17 protein-coding genes are annotated in these 14,782 nt (G+C 62.7%); 16 read left to right on the top strand and 1 reads right to left on the bottom strand.

Annotation, left to right across the window (positions count from 1 at the left end):
- Window positions 1–16 precede the first annotated feature (16 nt).
- From LB572_RS00990 to LB572_RS00915, 16 genes are all read left to right on the top strand, one after another.
- Window positions 17–2,005, top strand: coding sequence for a phage tail length tape measure family protein (locus LB572_RS00990; protein WP_224666326.1), 1,989 nt, complete (start codon window positions 17–19; stop codon window positions 2,003–2,005).
- Window positions 2,005–2,613, top strand: coding sequence for a hypothetical protein (locus tag LB572_RS00985; RefSeq protein ID WP_224666325.1), 609 nt, complete (start codon window positions 2,005–2,007; stop codon window positions 2,611–2,613). The genes LB572_RS00990 and LB572_RS00985 overlap by 1 nt, the downstream gene beginning before the upstream one ends.
- On the top strand, window positions 2,610–3,176 hold the full coding sequence (locus LB572_RS00980) for a hypothetical protein (protein WP_224666324.1): 567 nt from the start codon (window positions 2,610–2,612) through the stop codon (window positions 3,174–3,176). Before LB572_RS00985 ends, LB572_RS00980 begins: the two co-directional genes overlap by 4 nt.
- A gap of 8 nt (window positions 3,177–3,184) precedes the next feature.
- Window positions 3,185–3,601: a DUF6950 family protein gene (locus LB572_RS00975; RefSeq protein ID WP_224666323.1), complete on the top strand. Its 417-nt coding sequence runs from the start codon at window positions 3,185–3,187 to the stop codon at window positions 3,599–3,601.
- A gap of 3 nt (window positions 3,602–3,604) precedes the next feature.
- Window positions 3,605–6,082: a hypothetical protein gene (locus tag LB572_RS00970; protein ID WP_224666321.1), complete on the top strand. Its 2,478-nt coding sequence runs from the start codon at window positions 3,605–3,607 to the stop codon at window positions 6,080–6,082.
- On the top strand, window positions 6,082–7,512 hold the full coding sequence (locus tag LB572_RS00965) for a hypothetical protein (RefSeq protein ID WP_224666320.1): 1,431 nt from the start codon (window positions 6,082–6,084) through the stop codon (window positions 7,510–7,512). The genes LB572_RS00970 and LB572_RS00965 overlap by 1 nt, the downstream gene beginning before the upstream one ends.
- A 26-nt stretch (window positions 7,513–7,538) precedes the next feature.
- Entirely contained in the window at window positions 7,539–9,215 is a 1,677-nt protein-coding gene (locus LB572_RS00960) for a hypothetical protein (RefSeq protein WP_224666319.1), read from the top strand.
- 11 nt (window positions 9,216–9,226) lie between these two features.
- Window positions 9,227–9,607: a hypothetical protein gene (locus LB572_RS00955; protein WP_224666318.1), complete on the top strand. Its 381-nt coding sequence runs from the start codon at window positions 9,227–9,229 to the stop codon at window positions 9,605–9,607.
- Between the two features lie 39 nt (window positions 9,608–9,646).
- Complete coding sequence (locus LB572_RS00950; RefSeq protein ID WP_224666317.1) at window positions 9,647–10,678, top strand: acyltransferase family protein; 1,032 nt, start codon at window positions 9,647–9,649, stop codon at window positions 10,676–10,678.
- A gap of 155 nt (window positions 10,679–10,833) precedes the next feature.
- Window positions 10,834–11,931, top strand: coding sequence for a peptidoglycan-binding domain-containing protein (locus tag LB572_RS00945; RefSeq protein ID WP_224666316.1), 1,098 nt, complete (start codon window positions 10,834–10,836; stop codon window positions 11,929–11,931).
- A gap of 103 nt (window positions 11,932–12,034) precedes the next feature.
- Window positions 12,035–12,328: a hypothetical protein gene (locus LB572_RS00940; RefSeq protein WP_224666315.1), complete on the top strand. Its 294-nt coding sequence runs from the start codon at window positions 12,035–12,037 to the stop codon at window positions 12,326–12,328.
- Window positions 12,264–12,482 (top strand): hypothetical protein, encoded by a 219-nt coding sequence (locus LB572_RS00935; protein WP_224666314.1) that lies wholly within the window; start codon window positions 12,264–12,266, stop codon window positions 12,480–12,482. The genes LB572_RS00940 and LB572_RS00935 overlap by 65 nt, the downstream gene beginning before the upstream one ends.
- Before the next feature lie 19 nt (window positions 12,483–12,501).
- The gene (locus LB572_RS00930) at window positions 12,502–12,843 is read left to right on the top strand and encodes a DUF1515 family protein (RefSeq protein ID WP_224666313.1); all 342 of its coding nucleotides are present in this window, start codon (window positions 12,502–12,504) and stop codon (window positions 12,841–12,843) included.
- Window positions 12,844–12,891: 48 nt separating this feature from the next.
- A complete protein-coding gene (locus tag LB572_RS00925) occupies window positions 12,892–13,149 on the top strand; it encodes a hypothetical protein (protein ID WP_224666311.1) in 258 nt (85 codons plus the stop codon).
- A gap of 324 nt (window positions 13,150–13,473) precedes the next feature.
- Window positions 13,474–14,358: an ATP-dependent DNA ligase gene (locus LB572_RS00920; RefSeq protein WP_224666310.1), complete on the top strand. Its 885-nt coding sequence runs from the start codon at window positions 13,474–13,476 to the stop codon at window positions 14,356–14,358.
- Window positions 14,345–14,569: a hypothetical protein gene (locus LB572_RS00915; protein ID WP_224666308.1), complete on the top strand. Its 225-nt coding sequence runs from the start codon at window positions 14,345–14,347 to the stop codon at window positions 14,567–14,569. Before LB572_RS00920 ends, LB572_RS00915 begins: the two co-directional genes overlap by 14 nt.
- On the opposite strand, the gene LB572_RS00910 is transcribed toward LB572_RS00915, so the two are convergent.
- Window positions 14,566–14,775, bottom strand: coding sequence for a hypothetical protein (locus LB572_RS00910; protein ID WP_224666306.1), 210 nt, complete (start codon window positions 14,773–14,775; stop codon window positions 14,566–14,568). The genes LB572_RS00915 and LB572_RS00910 overlap by 4 nt on opposite strands.
- Window positions 14,776–14,782: the final 7 nt, after the last annotated feature.

Here is a 14,782-nt window from a genome sequence, read left to right as displayed (position 1 = left end):
AAGGTAATCCTCCCCCATGGCGATCGAAGCCGAGCGTCTGCTGGCGATCTTTGAAGCGAAGTTCGACGCGCTTGACAAGGCCCTGGCCAAGTCGCGCGCGGCGGCGAACGAGAACTTTGCCGGTATCGAGGCGGCTGGCACGCGCGCTGAAAACACGCTCGCGCGCGTCGGCTCGCGCGGTACGCCAAGTTTCGACAAGATGTCGAAATCGATCCAGAACACCTCGTTCCAGACCGGAAATCTTGCCGCGCAGCTCAACGATATCGGTGTTCAGCTTGCCGGCGGCCAGTCGCCGTTCCTGATCGCCATCCAACAGGGAACACAGATTCAGCAGGCGCTCGGCTCGGCCGGCGCCAAGGGAGCAATCACCGCTGTTGGCGGCGCGTTTGCTTCCTTGGTCAATCCTGTCGGGCTGGCGACGATCGCGATCATCGCGCTTGGCGGCACGGCCATCCAGTATTTCGCGTCGCTGGCAACCGGGGGCGAGAAGTCCGAGGAAACGCTGAAGCGCGAAGCCGACCTTATCCAGAAGGTCGCCTCGCAGTGGGGCGCTGCTTTGCCTGCGCTCAAGGCTTACGCCGACGAGCAGGCCCGGCTTGCCGACCAGCAGGACAAGCTGAATGCTCTCATCGCCGCCAGGGAGAATTCGGGCGAGCCGCTTGTGCAGGGGTTCGCTGATGCCACTGCGGAGATTGCAGACCTTCAGGACAAGCTCAACACGCTCGGTCAGAACGCTGCCGCGCAGGATCTCCGCGACAAATTCGAAGAGCTGAAGAAGCAGGTCGAGAACGGCACTGTCACCCAGCAGGATTTCAATGACGTCATGGACGCGGCGAGGTCGACATTCGCCGATGCGAAGCTCAACGGCGACGGTTTCATCGCCATGCTGGAAAGCCTCGCCGGGCGCGCCGCGGCCTTGATACCGACGATGGCGTCGCTTGCCGGCGAGGTCGACAAGGTGTTCGGTGGTTCGGGGTCTCCGAATGGCCGCTCGCCGACTGGAAAGACGCTTGGATACGATCCGCGTTTCAGTCTGCCGGATAGCGCGCCCACGCCCGACAGCGCGCCGAACCGCGAGGATGTCCTTGCCGCACAGGAGAAAGCTGCGGCTGCAGCTGCTCGAAGGGCTTCGAGGGGCCAGCGAGCAACCGCCGACGATCGCATCAACGAAGACATCCAGTCGATCCGCGACCGCACGGCGGCGCTTCAGCAGGAAGCCTCGATGCTCGGGCTCTCCTTCGAGGAGCAGCAGCGCCGAAAGATCGCGCTCGATCTCGAACAGCAGGCGCTGAAGCAACTGCGCGAGGAGGCCGTCCGCAAGGGGCAGACCGATCTGGATTCGATCCACCTCTCGCCCGAGCAAGTTGCGTCGATCAATGCCGTTGCCGACGCCTATGCGCAGCAGGCCGAGGCGTTGAAGGAGGCGCGCGAGGCGCAGGCGCTACAGCGCGATATCCTGCAAGGCGCATTTGGCGATCTGCGCAGTGCGCTCGATGACGGCAAGCTCGACTGGCAGGATCTCGGCAACATCGCGCTCAACGCGCTCGACAAGATCATCGACAAGATCGAGAACGATCTGATCGATGCCATCCTGCAGGCCAACAGCGCGGCGGGCGGCGGTGGCGGCATTTTCGGCAGCCTGCTCGGCGCTCTCGGGCTCGGCGGCGGCAGCGATCCCGGCATCATCTCGGCGCTTGGCCTGCGCGCGGCCGGCGGCCCGGTGCAGGCCGGCAAGCCCTACATCGTCGGCGAGAAGCGGCCGGAACTGTTCGTGCCGAACCAGTCGGGAACCATCCTGCCGTCGGTGCCATCGGTGCAGAATGCCGGCAGCTCCGCCTCCGGCGCCACCATCAGCCCCGTGTTCGCGCCGCAGATCAGCATGAACGGCAATGGCGATACGGAGGCGGTGCTTAGCCAGATGCGCAAGTTCCTCGACAAGGAATTCCTGCCGCGCACGCTGAAGGCGCTGCGCCAGGCCAAGATTCGCGGCATGGACCTCGGCTGATGGCAATCGCGCTTCCTGCTGTCGGCTTCCAGCATGCCTATCCGCAGTTGGTGGAATCGGTGTCCGTGTCGCGTTCGGGCACCAAGGCCATGGCGTTCGTCGAATATGCCGACGCCTATTGGTCGATCCAGATGCGCACCAAGCCGCTCAAGGCTTCCGAACGCCTGCTCGTCGAGGCCTTCAAGGATGCCTGTCGCGGCGGCCTGACGACTGTGCTCTATACGCCGAAGCACATGTGCGTGCCGCGCGCCTATTGGGGTGATGCCGGCAACGCCGCGCTCGCCAATGCCGGCAACCTGGTGTCGATCACCGGCAACCAGCTTGCCATCAACAGCGTCGACAACGGTCTGACGCTCGGCCCGGGCGACCTGATCTCGGCGACGACGGGCGATTACAATTCGCTGTTCCGCATCCAGTCGGGCGGCATGGCGGCCGGCAACGCCATCACCGTCACGGTCGAGCCGGCCGTGCCTGCCTATATCACGGCCAGCGCCGTCATAGCGTTCAAGAACCCCGTCGCCAACATGCGGCTCATGCCCGGATCGTTTTCCATTCCCGACGAGCCGAAGCCGGTTGCGACCTTCACGCTTGTGGAAATCCCGAAATGAGCTTCCCGACGCGCCTGCAGACGCTTCTTTCCGAAGGTCGGGCGGTGATCCGTTCCGGCATCAAGATCGCCTGCACGACAGGCACATACGGCTTCTGGAACGGCAAGGGCGATGTCACGGTCGACGGCCTGGTCTACTGGCCGAATTCGCTGATCGATGTTTCCGAGCCGGTCTACGGTCTCGGCACCGCCGCTTCCACCTTCACCGCCGAGCTGCCAGCCAAGCGCGATTCCGGCCTGACGCCGGACAAACTGCTGCTGATCGAGGATGAAGGCTATAAGAACGGGCCGGTCACGGTCTTCGATTTCTATTTCGATCCCGACGATCGGTCGTTCCTGCATGCCGAGCCCGGCGCCTATGGCTTCATGGATACCGTCGACCATTCGCGCGAGGACGGCGACAAGAAGCTGATCGGCAATGTGCGGTCCGGCGCCATCGCCAATCATCGCGACGGCTACCGCACGGCGAGCCATCAGGATCAGCAGCTCGTCTCGCCAGGCGACCGCTTCTTCGAGTTCGCCTCGACGGTGAAGCACGAATATTTCGACATCAAGTTCGACTGAGAGTTTCCATGCTCGACCTCACACGGTTGCCCGATTGGGACCGCCGCCTCGCGCGCGTGGTCAATCGACACATCAGCCTGCCCGGCGAATGGGGCGTCGCCGATTGCCTGCTCACCTTCGCCGACGCCGTCGAGGCGGTGACGGGCACGGATCCTGCAGCGTCGATCAGGGGCAGCTACAAGACAGCCCGGGGCGCGCTCGGTCTCATCAAGCGCAAAGGCTTCGACGATGTCGAGGCAGTGCTTGCCAGCCTGTTTCCGCCGGTCGGGCGGCTTCTGGCGCAGCGCGGCGACGGCGGCATCGTCGAGCGTGACGGCATGCTGGCGGCGGGCTTCATCTGCGATAGGGGCTTTGCCATGAAGGTCGAAACCGGCCTGCTCTTCCTGCCGCAGACCGAAATCAAATCGGCGTTCAAGGTCGGCTGACCGATGCCGTTCCTTGCCCCGCTCATCACGGTCGTCACGACGGCCATCAGCGGCGTCGCCAGCTGGCTTGGCGCATCGAGCGTCATCGCCGGCCTTGCCAAGTTCGGCCTCGGCCTGGCGCTCAAATATGCGCTTGGCGCCGTGCTCGGCCAGCAGAAGCCGCAGGCGCAGGCGGCGCAGCTCGACACCAGCTATGGCGAGGACCTGGCGCGCACCGTCGGCCTCGGCTTCTATGGCACCGCCGGGCAGCACGTCTATCGCAATGCCTATGGCAGCGGCAACCGGACCGTGCAGGACGTCTATGTCTTGTCACATTTCCGGATTGCCGGCGTCACGCGCGTGCGGGCCGAAGGCGAATGGCGCTCGCTCGGCGGCGTCGAGGATGCGCTTCGGGGCTTTCGCGTGCAGGGCACCAAGGGCGAAATCTGGCTCAAGGTCTATATCGGCACCATGGACCAGGCCGCCGATCCCGAGCTTATCCAGAAGGCCAATCCTGCCGGCCGCTGGACCGAGGATCATCGCGGCGCTGGCGTCGCCTATGCCGTCGTCACCCAGCAGCTCGACCGCGAGAAGATGCAGCAGCCCTGGGACGCCTTCTTCGAAGTACAGGGCGCGCCGCTTTACGACTGGCGCAAGGATAGCTCCGTCGGTGGCACCGGCGCGCATCGCTGGAACGACCAGTCGACTTGGGAATTCAGCGAAAACCCGGTGCTGATGCAATACGCGCTGGAACGCGGCTTCTTCAACGGCACCGAAATGATGGTCGGCAAGGGCGCGCCGGCAGCGCGCCTGCCGCTCGGCGAATGGACGCTTGGCGCGAACGTTAGCGACGAGACGATCGGCCTGCTGAGGCGCTATTCGGCCGGCATCATCGCAGCGGCCGGCGCGGGCGTAACCCACGACCAGAACATGCAACCGCTGTTCGAGGCCTGTGCCGCGACATGGGTCGAGGACGCGTCCGGAGAGTTCCCGATCGTAGGCGCCGCGCAATCCACGGTGCTGACGTTCACCGACGACGATGTCATGATCGACGAGCCGTTCCGCTTTTCATTGAAGCGCACGACGTCGGAATTGATCAACACGCTGTCCGGCACCTATCGCGATGCCGACAATTTCTATGAGCAGACGCCCTTCGCCGTGCGCATCGACCCCACGGCGCTTGCCGAAGACGGCGAGCGCCTGGCCGTCTCGATCCCGTTCGGCGCGGTCAACAGGGCAGCGGTTGCCGATCGCCTGGTAGATATCGCTTTCAAGGCCAGCCGTTTTCAGGCCAATGGCGAAATCTGCATCCACCCGAAATATCTGGCGGATGCAAAGGTCGGCCGCTGGGTGGAATGGAACTCAGCCGAGTTCGGCGACCGCAAGTTCCAGATTCTCGAAAAGCGCCTCGGCCCGCTCGGCGACAAGGCGGCACGCAACATCTATCTGACGCTGCAGGAAGTCGGCGACGGCATCTTCGACGGCACCGATTACACGACGGTGCCGCCCGTTCCGGAACTGCCCGGACCGCCGGATTACCAGACCGCTGCCGTGAACTTCCTCGCCGCCGGCATCAGCCAGCAGATCGCCGGCTCGACCGAGCGCATTCCCGGCCTGCGCTTCACCTGGAATGCCTTCACCGACATCACCATTGTCGCGGTCGAGGTCGAATACCGGCCGCAAGGCCAGACCAACAGCATCGTCAAGCGGGCCGACGTGCCGTCGCAATTGCTCATCACCAGCGACGGCGTGCTGGCGAACTCCACCTATGAGTATCGCCACCGCATCATCGCCGATCCGCCGCGAGAGACCTTCTTCACCGACTGGGCGACGGTCGACACGCCGGCCGCGACGTTGCCGTCAGTGTCGGTCGGGCTCGGCCAGGTGCAGGCCGATATCTACGGCCTGTTCCAGTCGCTGGTCGCAGATATCGAGAATGCTTATGACAGGCTCGACCAGCTCGCCGCGGCGGCGATCGATGCGGGCGGCCGGGTCGCCAAGGACAATTCGGTCGCGGTTCGCTTCCGCAACGCCACGGCGACGGCGCTGCGCGAGATGTCGGCCTCGATCGAGGAAACCGAGGCAGGCCTTGTCGCGCAGGCGGAAATCCTCGACGCCGTGCAGGCGACCGTCGGCGATGCCTCATCCGGCATCCTGTGGCGCATGCGCGCGACGGCCGGCGCTGGCGATGTCGTGGCGCAGGTGCTCCTAGAGGTGCGTGCGTCAGTAGATGACGACTGGGTGACGGCCTCGACGCTCTGGCAGGCGGGCTTTGTCGGCGGCGATCCGCTGCAGCCCTTCTCGCGCTTCGTCGTCAAGGCTGATCAGTTCATCGTCACCGACGGAACCAATGATGGTACGCCGCTGGTGTACGAGGATGGCGAACTGAAACTGCAGGTCGCGCGCATGGCGACCGCAATCTTCGAAGTGTTGAAGTCGGCCAACGAAAAGCTGGTTCTGACCGGTAGCGGCACAGAAGCCAAGATCGAGCTGTTCGCCTGATGGCCACGCGCGGGTTCCTGGGGCTGAAGAGCGGGTTTCCGGTTCTCAAGATCATGGCGGACGCCGCCGACGATCCGGAGGCGACGAGCAACACGGACTGGGAGAAGTTCCGCTTCAATTCCGAGACGACGGAATACAGCTATATCGACGACATCATCGAATGGCCGATGGGCACGACGACCTATTATCCACCCGGCTCCAATTCATCGAACTACGTCCTGAAAAACGAGGTGATCAGCGGTTACGACTGGGTGTTCTGTCATGCGGCGCGCGCCATTGCCTATTATGGCTTCCTGCCGCTGATTCTGCATCGCAGCTACGATCCGGCCACCGGCAAGATCTACTATTTCCGGCTTACCAGCGCCGGCCTCAACGGCAATCCGCTTGCCATGGGCAAGGTCAAGAACATCACGTCGTCGGCGTGGCTCTCGGCCTTCTTCAACAGCAGCGGCACCGGCCATCCTGACGAGATGCTATGCGGCTATCCGCTGACGGACTTCGGCTATGCCAACATGTCCGTCGTCACGCGCTTTCCATGCGATCGGGATTACACCGCCCTGACGGGCGTGCCGGTTCCCGGCGATTGCTTTGCCGTCTTCGACGAGAAGACCGGCAAGGCGCGGGTCGCGCGCGGCGGCTTTGACGCCCGCACGGCCTCGCGGACGCAATGTATGATCCATGAGGACCAGCGGCCGATCGGCGTCGTCACGCAAGGGTTTGCATCCAGCATCGCGGCCGGCGCCACGGTGACGATCCCGACGGGCGTCGATGTGCCGGACGGCGCGTTTCCGTTCCTGATTGGCGCGAACTCTTCCGGCAACATGGCGTCGCTTTCGACGCCGACCGCCTCGTTCGTCACGCCTGGCATGGCTTTCGAGGCGGAGATCGTCGGCAACGACGTGAAGATCACGAACCGCAACAACCAGGCCGTCTCCTGCTTCTATCTCGTGCTTGTCGAAAGCAAGGACCCGCCGACGTCGGGCGGTGGCGGCAAGATCCTCTATACCGAGGACGGCGAGATCAAGATCATGCGCCCCGGCGCCGATGTCTCGGCGCCTGTGCCGGCCGACATCTTGCTTTGGAGCCAGTATAAATATTGCCCTGTCGTCGCCTATGGAAAGATCGCCGGCACGTCTTTCGCCGGAACGCCGGGAAGCCTCACGCTTCGCACCTATGACCTGACGATCCCTGCTCTGGACAATCCGCCGATCATCCTGACCGCGATCCAGAAAGTCGGCGCCAGCGCCAACATGAACGACGGCGATATCTTGATCGATGGCCGCTGGACGGCAGGATTCACGGGCGCGCCGCTCTGGCTCTCCTACTATTGGGAATATGACGCGTCGGCGGACAAGGTGAAGTTCACCGTCTACGACGAGGATAACGGCAACTGGGTTCTCCGCTACTACGTCCTTGCCGTGCCGAACTGACATCGCAGCCTCAGAGGCCTTTTCACATGATATCGATCTACCTGAACGGCACGGTCTCCGTGACGAACGGCGACGGCGTGGTGACAGGATCCGGCACGGCGTGGGCCGTTGCCGGCGTCAACGGCGGCATGTTTTCCAGTGCCGGCGTGTCGGTGCCGATCCTCTCGGTCGAAAGCGACACGTCGCTGACGCTTGCCTATCCGTGGCCGGGCACGACGGCGACCGGTGCTGCCTATGCCATCCAGCGCGACAATTCCGACGCCGCCAGCGTGGTCGATCTCTATGACCGGCTCTCGCGCGTCCTGGTGACACTGTCGCTTGTATCGATAGACCCGGACGCATCTGGAACGCTCGCCGAGCGTGACGCGCTTGTGCTTTCGACCGACGACGAGGGCTTCTGGTTCTGCCATGCCGAATTCGGTGTCGCTTTCGCCTATTACCGTTGGACCGGAACGGCATGGGAGGGGCCGTTCGACCCCAAGGGTGAGCAAGGCGTGCCGGGCGTTGGCGTGGGTGGCTATGGCCTGCCAGCAGGAGGCGCGACCGGACAGTTTCTGCTCAAGGCGAGCGGGACCGATGGCGACGCCGAGTGGGCTAACACGGTCTTGCTGTCGCCGGGGTCGGCATCAGGGCCAAGTTTGGCTTTCGATGGCGATGCCGATACGGGCATATATTCTCCAGACGCTGACATAATTGGTTTTTCGACCGCCGGCGTCCTCGCAGGCGTTATCGACACGGCCGGGAGATTTAATCTCGGCAACGACGAATCGATATCAATGAACATCGTTGGCTCGCATCCGAAATTGCAAGTCCACGGTACTGACACAGACACTACGACAATTGCGCAATATCGCTGGCAAAACACCAGTACCGGCGTCCAACATTATCTTAACCACAGCAAGAGCGCGACCATCGGCGCCCACGCTGCGCTTTCGAATGATGACGGCATCGGCTCTTGGATTGCCGCCCTGTCTGATGGCACAAAGTTCATCGACGGAATTAGTATTCAGGCTGTTGCTGATGGCGCTCAAGCAGTCGATAGCACGCCTGCTGCTATCAATTTCCGCACGAATTCCGGCGGGACGGCAACCACCATCAAAGGTCGGCTCACGGCGGCCGGCCAATGGCTCTTCGGCCATATCGCCTCGGTGCCTGTGGGCGCGACCAACAACCAATCCCCTATTCTACAAGTCCACGGCCTAGGGACTGATGCGCAGGCAGACATTTACCGCTGGGCTGCATCGACAGGCGGCGCGACGCTAGGTCTCGCCAAGTCACGCGGCGCGACCGCCGGGACGAGAGGCATTGTCTCTTCTGGAGATACGCTTGGCTCGATCCAGGCTTTTGGCGATGACGGAACTAATTTCCCGCCTGCTGCTCGCATACAGGTCGTTGTTGATGGGACTCCTGGTGCAGGCGACATGCCCGGCCGCATCGAATTGGCCACGACGCAGGACGGCTCAACCACGCTAAACGAGCGCCTTCGGATCGACAATGCCGGCGTCATCAGCCATCGGGCCAACGCGCAGGTCATCGTTGATGCCAACTCTCATCTCCATCTGCGTAGCTACACAGTGGCCACGGTCCCAAGCGCCTCCGTGTCGGCGCAGATGATCTATGTCTCTGACGGTACCTCGAACAAACGCCTCGCCATCAGCGACGGAACCAATTGGCGCTGGCCCGATGGCATCGTCGTTTCTTAAGGAGAACTCACTTGGCAAATCCTAGCTACTACGTTGAAGAATTCCTTTACCGTGGCCGACGCAGCGACGATAAACGTCCGACAGCATGGCATGTCATCCTTGGTCTTGAGGGAGCCGATCCGGCGGGGCGACCGCATCCGCCGCTGCCGATCATGTCTTCCGAACAAGCGGTTGCTTCTGGCTGGGATGTCCCCGCGATCCTATCGGCCATTAACAGAGAGACCTTGGCCGAGCTTGAAGCAAGCAGGGCTGAGGGAGCGCAACTGAGGAAGACGATCGATAGCCTCAACAGCGCCATCGGTGCGGCCGAGCAAAAGACGGCTGCGCTGTCCGAGGCGAACGACAAGTTGCTGGCCGATTTGGCGGCTGCTTCATCTGGCGCCGAAACTTAGTGTTCAACAGAATCTCCAAGGCTGCTATAGGTGCCGGCGATGTTCGGCGCCCTGCGACTGTTTCTGGCAATATTGGTAGTCTACACCCATATCGGGCCACCTCACGGTTCGTCACTGGGAAAGCATGCTGTCTTTGGGTTCTACGTGCTCTCCGGTTATCTGATGACGCGCGTCCTGAATGATGTCTACAGGTTCCGAGCGGGACCATTCGCCTTGAACAGGTTTCTGCGGCTCTACCCGATGTACTTGGTTGTTGCCCTTCTCTCGGTGCCTGCGGTGCTTTGGCTGCCAAGCCCAGGAGAGTTTAACAATCGCTATTATATGCCTGAAGGAGTTTGGCCTTGGCTGCAGAGCTTCCTGCTCCTGCCGACTGTCAACATGCCTCCGTTTCGCCTTGTGCCAGTAAGTTGGTCAATAGCCGTTGAGTTGGTCAACTATGCGATCCTATGGGCCTTCACGGCCCGCAGCTCGCGTGGTGCCTGGGTGGCCTTTGTGATCTCGACGGCAGTTCACATCGCCGCATTTGCCGTAACGGCTGATCACAACGTTCGCTATTTTCCTTGGTATGCAGCGATGCTGCCTTTCTCGATCGGCGCCCTCATTTATTTCCATGGAGAACAGGCTGTAACTTGGTTCGCCAAGGCACTCGGCAGGTCTTGGAGGATTGTCATCGGCATTATTTGGGCAGCTGTCTTGGCGTTGACTTTTCACCTCGGCGCCATCGATCGTTTGGCCCCTGAGGTCGTCTCATATGTCGGCATTGCAACCATGGCCGCCCTTGTCATCGCACTTGGCGGCCTTAGGTCAGGCGGCTTGGACAAGGCATTGGGAGAACTGGCCTATCCGGTCTTCCTGACACATTATCTTGTAGCCATTGTCGCGCATAAACTTTTGCTGAACGGGTTGCCTCGCGGCCTTATCCTGTTCTCTGTTTCACTGTTTCTGATGCTGGTGCTGTCACAGATACTGGTGACTTTCCAGACCCGCTTTATCGATCCGATAAGAGATCGCATTCGCAACAGCGAACCAAAGTCGAATGCATCGCCTGTGCCTATTGGTTTCGCCAATTAGCACAACGCCGCGACGGCATTTTGTAACCCGTCTGACAGGCTAACAAGCGGCGGTCCTTTCTCCCTTGGAAGCTCGTCTAGATCGGGCGGACATGCGCCTGAAACTCCGAAATCTCACCCCCTGAAAACTGCCCTTGCGGGCGGAAAGGACATGCCATGGACAAAACCGTACCTTCGGGCGCGGCGATGCTGCTTGCCTTCATCGGCGGCATCGAGGCGCCGCACGGCTTCGATACCGTGTATGGCAACAACCAGGCCAAGCTGGCGAAGCCGCTGACCTCGATGACGATCGACGAGGTGATCGCCGCCGGGCCGCGCTGGACCAGGTCGTTCGGCAGCTCGGCCGCCGGCTTCCTGCAGTTCATGCGCGCCACGCTGCTGCGCCTGAAGAAGAAGCTCCGCCTCTCGGGCAAGGAACTTCTCGACGGGCCGATGCAGATGGCGCTCGGCCACGAGCTGCTTAAGGAACGCGGTTTCGACGAGTTCATGGCCGGCTCGAAGTCGCGCACCGCCTTTGGCCTTGGCCTGGCCCAGGAATGGGCATCCTTCCCGGTGCTGACGCCGACGGTGAAGGGCGCGGGCAAGGCCGCCCGCACGCTGAAGCGCGGCCAGAGCTACTATGCCGGCGACGGCTTGAACAAGGCCTTGGTGGCGCCGGAGAGGGTCGAGGCGATGCTCGACAAGCTGAAGGCGCCGGCCGCCGCGCCCGCGCCTGTCCTCGATGTCGCCGCGGTGACCGCGCCCGACAAGGCGACGGTCGAGCGCGTGCAGCAGCAGCTCAAGGATCTCGGCTATACCGAGGTCGGCGGCGTCGACGGCAAGGTCGGCACCATGACGGCGACGGCCATTCGCGCCTTCCGCGCCGACAACGGCCTGCCGGCCGGCGACGGCATCGACGACGACATGCTGCTGGCCCTGCAGAAAGCCAGGCCGCGTACGATCGCGCCCGAGCGTGCCAATGCAGCGCCTGAGGTCGTGCGCGACAAGGTGCCGGAGGTCAAGGCGAACTGGCTGTCCAAGGTCGGCGGCTATATCGTCGGCATTCCGGCGGCTGCCGGCGCGCTGCTCAAAGGATCGCTCGACAACATCCCCGTCGCCCGGGATTACATCGATCCGCTCACCTCGATCGCCAGCGACGTTCCCGGCTGGGTGTGGCTGGCCGGCATTGCCGGCATTGCCGGCGCCCTGGTGCTCGTCTCGCGCCATGGCGAGGCCAAGGGCGTCGAGGCGTTCCAGACCGGGGCGCGACGCTGATGCGACCGATCCTCGAGGCGCTGATCGAACAGGCGCTGCCTGTCGTCGCCGGCTTCCTTGTCGGTGTGGCGGCCGGCATCGGCCTCATGTGGTGGGTGTTCCTGTGAGCACGGCAATCACCCTCATCGCCGCCCTGGTCGGCGGCAACCGGATGCTCGCCGGCATCATCGCGTGGGGCGTCATCGCGCTAGCCGCCTCCGGCACTGCCGTCGGCGTCTACGAGCTCATCAAGCACAAGGGCGCCGACGAGGTCCGCGCCCAGATCGACAAGGAGAACCAGGATGCGGTCAACAAGGGCATTGAGGCCAGCCGGTCTTTTCGCGATTGCAACGATGCTGGCGGGCTGTGGGACTTCCGGCGTCAGCGGTGTTCCCGCGCTGCGCTCGGCCATCGGTAGCAGCCTCGCCGGGGCGCAGGGCAAGACGCTCGTCGACCAGAACAAGATCGACGAGACGATGGCCTCCGGCTGCGCGGTGAAGTTCTACACGCCGGCCGAATGCGACCGGCAGACCAAGGCCAGCGCCGAACGCCGGGCCGAATTGAAATCCTAGCAGTGCATCGGGCGGGGAAATGTCGGAAAGCAGCGTCGAGCGCACGCTCGGACTCCTACTGGGAAAGCTTGAGGCGATCGAGGATCGGCTTGAGCGGGCCGACGAGAGCCGGGCCAGCATTCACAAGCGGCTCGACGAAGTGGTGATGCGCACCACGCATCTGGAGGCCGACATGTCCTCGGTGAAGCGGAAGACGGATGCCATCCAGTCCGTTACCGACGATGTCGTGACGCTGCGCAGCCAGGCGCAGGGCGCCGGCACGCTCGGCCGCTGGCTGATCCGGATCGGTATCGGCGTGGTGGGCGCGGCCGGATGGGCACTCAGTGTCTACACCTACCTGACCGGCCGGCCGCCACCTTGACCATCCGCGCCCGGCGGTTCCGGGCAATCTCCCATGAAAGGACACACCATGACCAGAATGCGCGCCAAGATGCGCATCACCGCCGTCACGCCCTATCCGGCCGAAGGCGAACCCAGCCAGGAGACGCTGCAGTTCCACGCCGTCGCCAAGGATGGCCCGTATCCATCCGACGGCAGCGACGAGGACAATTCCTATGCCAAGTTCTCGCCGTCCGGCGAGCTGAAGCTGACGGTCGCCAATCCAGCGCTGATCGGCAAATACAAGCAGGGGGATACGTACTACGTCGACTTCACGCCGATCGGTTGATTGTCCTCTCTTGAGGCGAAAAGGCCCGCTGCTCACCCGCCGCGGGCCTTTTGCGTTTCAGGCATCCATTTCCAGCGGCTCGTGTTGCGGCTGCTCATGCCAGATCACCTGGCGCAAATCCCGTCGATCGACCGGCTGCCCGCAAGTGCGGCACCTGTAGAAATGATCCTGCGATGACGGCGAATCTCCGCCGTGGCGCCGGCCGACGATCGGCGGCCCGAGATCAGAAAGCTTCGTCATAACGCTTCACACATACAATTTTGCTAAAATGTCCGGAACCGTTGGAGCCGTCTTGGCTTGAATCGCGGTTGTTGGGTGCTGTGCATGCGTAACGAAGATGTCCGGCTGAAGTTCATCAAGCCGATGGAGCCCGAGCGGTTTGACAATCCGCCGGCCGGCGCCGAGTGGAGCCACGAAATCAAATTCGACGGCTACCGGACGCAAGTGATCAAGGATGTCGACGGCATACGCCTCTACACGAAGAGCGGCATTGACTGGACGGCAAAATACCGGGCGCTCGCCACCGAAGCCGGAAAGCTGAACGCCGAAAGCTTCATCATCGAGGGCGAGACGATCGTGCTCAACGAGAAGGGCCTTTCGGACTTCCATGCGCTCCGCTCGGCCATCACCCGCCGACCGCAGGGTCTCTATCTCGTCACCTTCGACCTTCTCCTCCTCAACGGCCACGACCTGCGCGACATGCCGCTGAAGGACCGTCGCGAGGTGTTGCAGGCGCTTGTGCCGGCCGGCGGCCATATCCAGTTTTCCGAAGCGCTGCCGGGCACTGGCGACGCGGTCTACCATCTTGCCTGCGAAGCCAATCTCGAAGGCATCGTCTCGAAGCGGCTGGACAGCGCCTATCGCAGCGGGCCGACGACGATCTGGCGCAAGATCAAATGCTTCGACGAAAAGGTGATGGACATCATCGGCGTGCAGCGCGAACGCGGGAAGCCAGCCATGGTGCTGATGGCCGACAAGGGCCGCTACATGGGCGGCGCGTTCGTCACCTTCAAGGCGGACAAGCGCCAGGCGCTCTGGGACCGTGTGCAAGGCAAGGTCGGCGCGCCGCCGCCCAAGGGCCTCAAAAAGGAAAAGGCGGAGTGGCTGAAGCCCGGCCTTTCGGGCAGAGTGCGGTTCCTGAAGGGCGAAGAGATGCTTCGCCACGCAATGCTGAAGGATTTCTGGGAGGAAGATGATGGCGGTCGCTAAGAAGGACCAGGAGCGCGTCGCCTATGCCTGGATGTATGGCCACCAGGCGCGCAAGGACGGCAAGGAACGGACCGTGCCTGACTATTGGGCCGAGCATGCGGGAGCGTGGCTGCAGGGCTTTGACGGCGTGCCTATTGGGAGCGAGCCAAAGCCGGTGAGCGAGGGGCTGGAAGCCGAGCTTGACGAGAGCGCGGTAACCAAATCAGACTAGTAGTTGCCGTTCTTGTCGACCCTATCAACGAATGTCTGCAGCCCTGCGATCAACAGTCTAGCGCCTGCAGCGTGCAGAGAAAATGATTTCACGCCTTCGGCCGTTCGAAGACCAATTAGGCATTGAGTCGGCCGGCTTTTGTCGTCGATATCGATCTGCAACCCGTTGACCGCCGGGAGCATTTCATCCTTTGGCTTCTTCGCCATGCTTGCC

Origin of the sequence: Mesorhizobium sp. BH1-1-5 (genome assembly GCF_020165615.1) — a bacterium.
Taxonomy (GTDB): Bacteria; Pseudomonadota; Alphaproteobacteria; order Rhizobiales; family Rhizobiaceae; genus Mesorhizobium.
The sequence above is the reverse complement of the archived record's forward strand: the minus strand, read 5'-3'. Positions and strand labels throughout refer to the sequence as shown.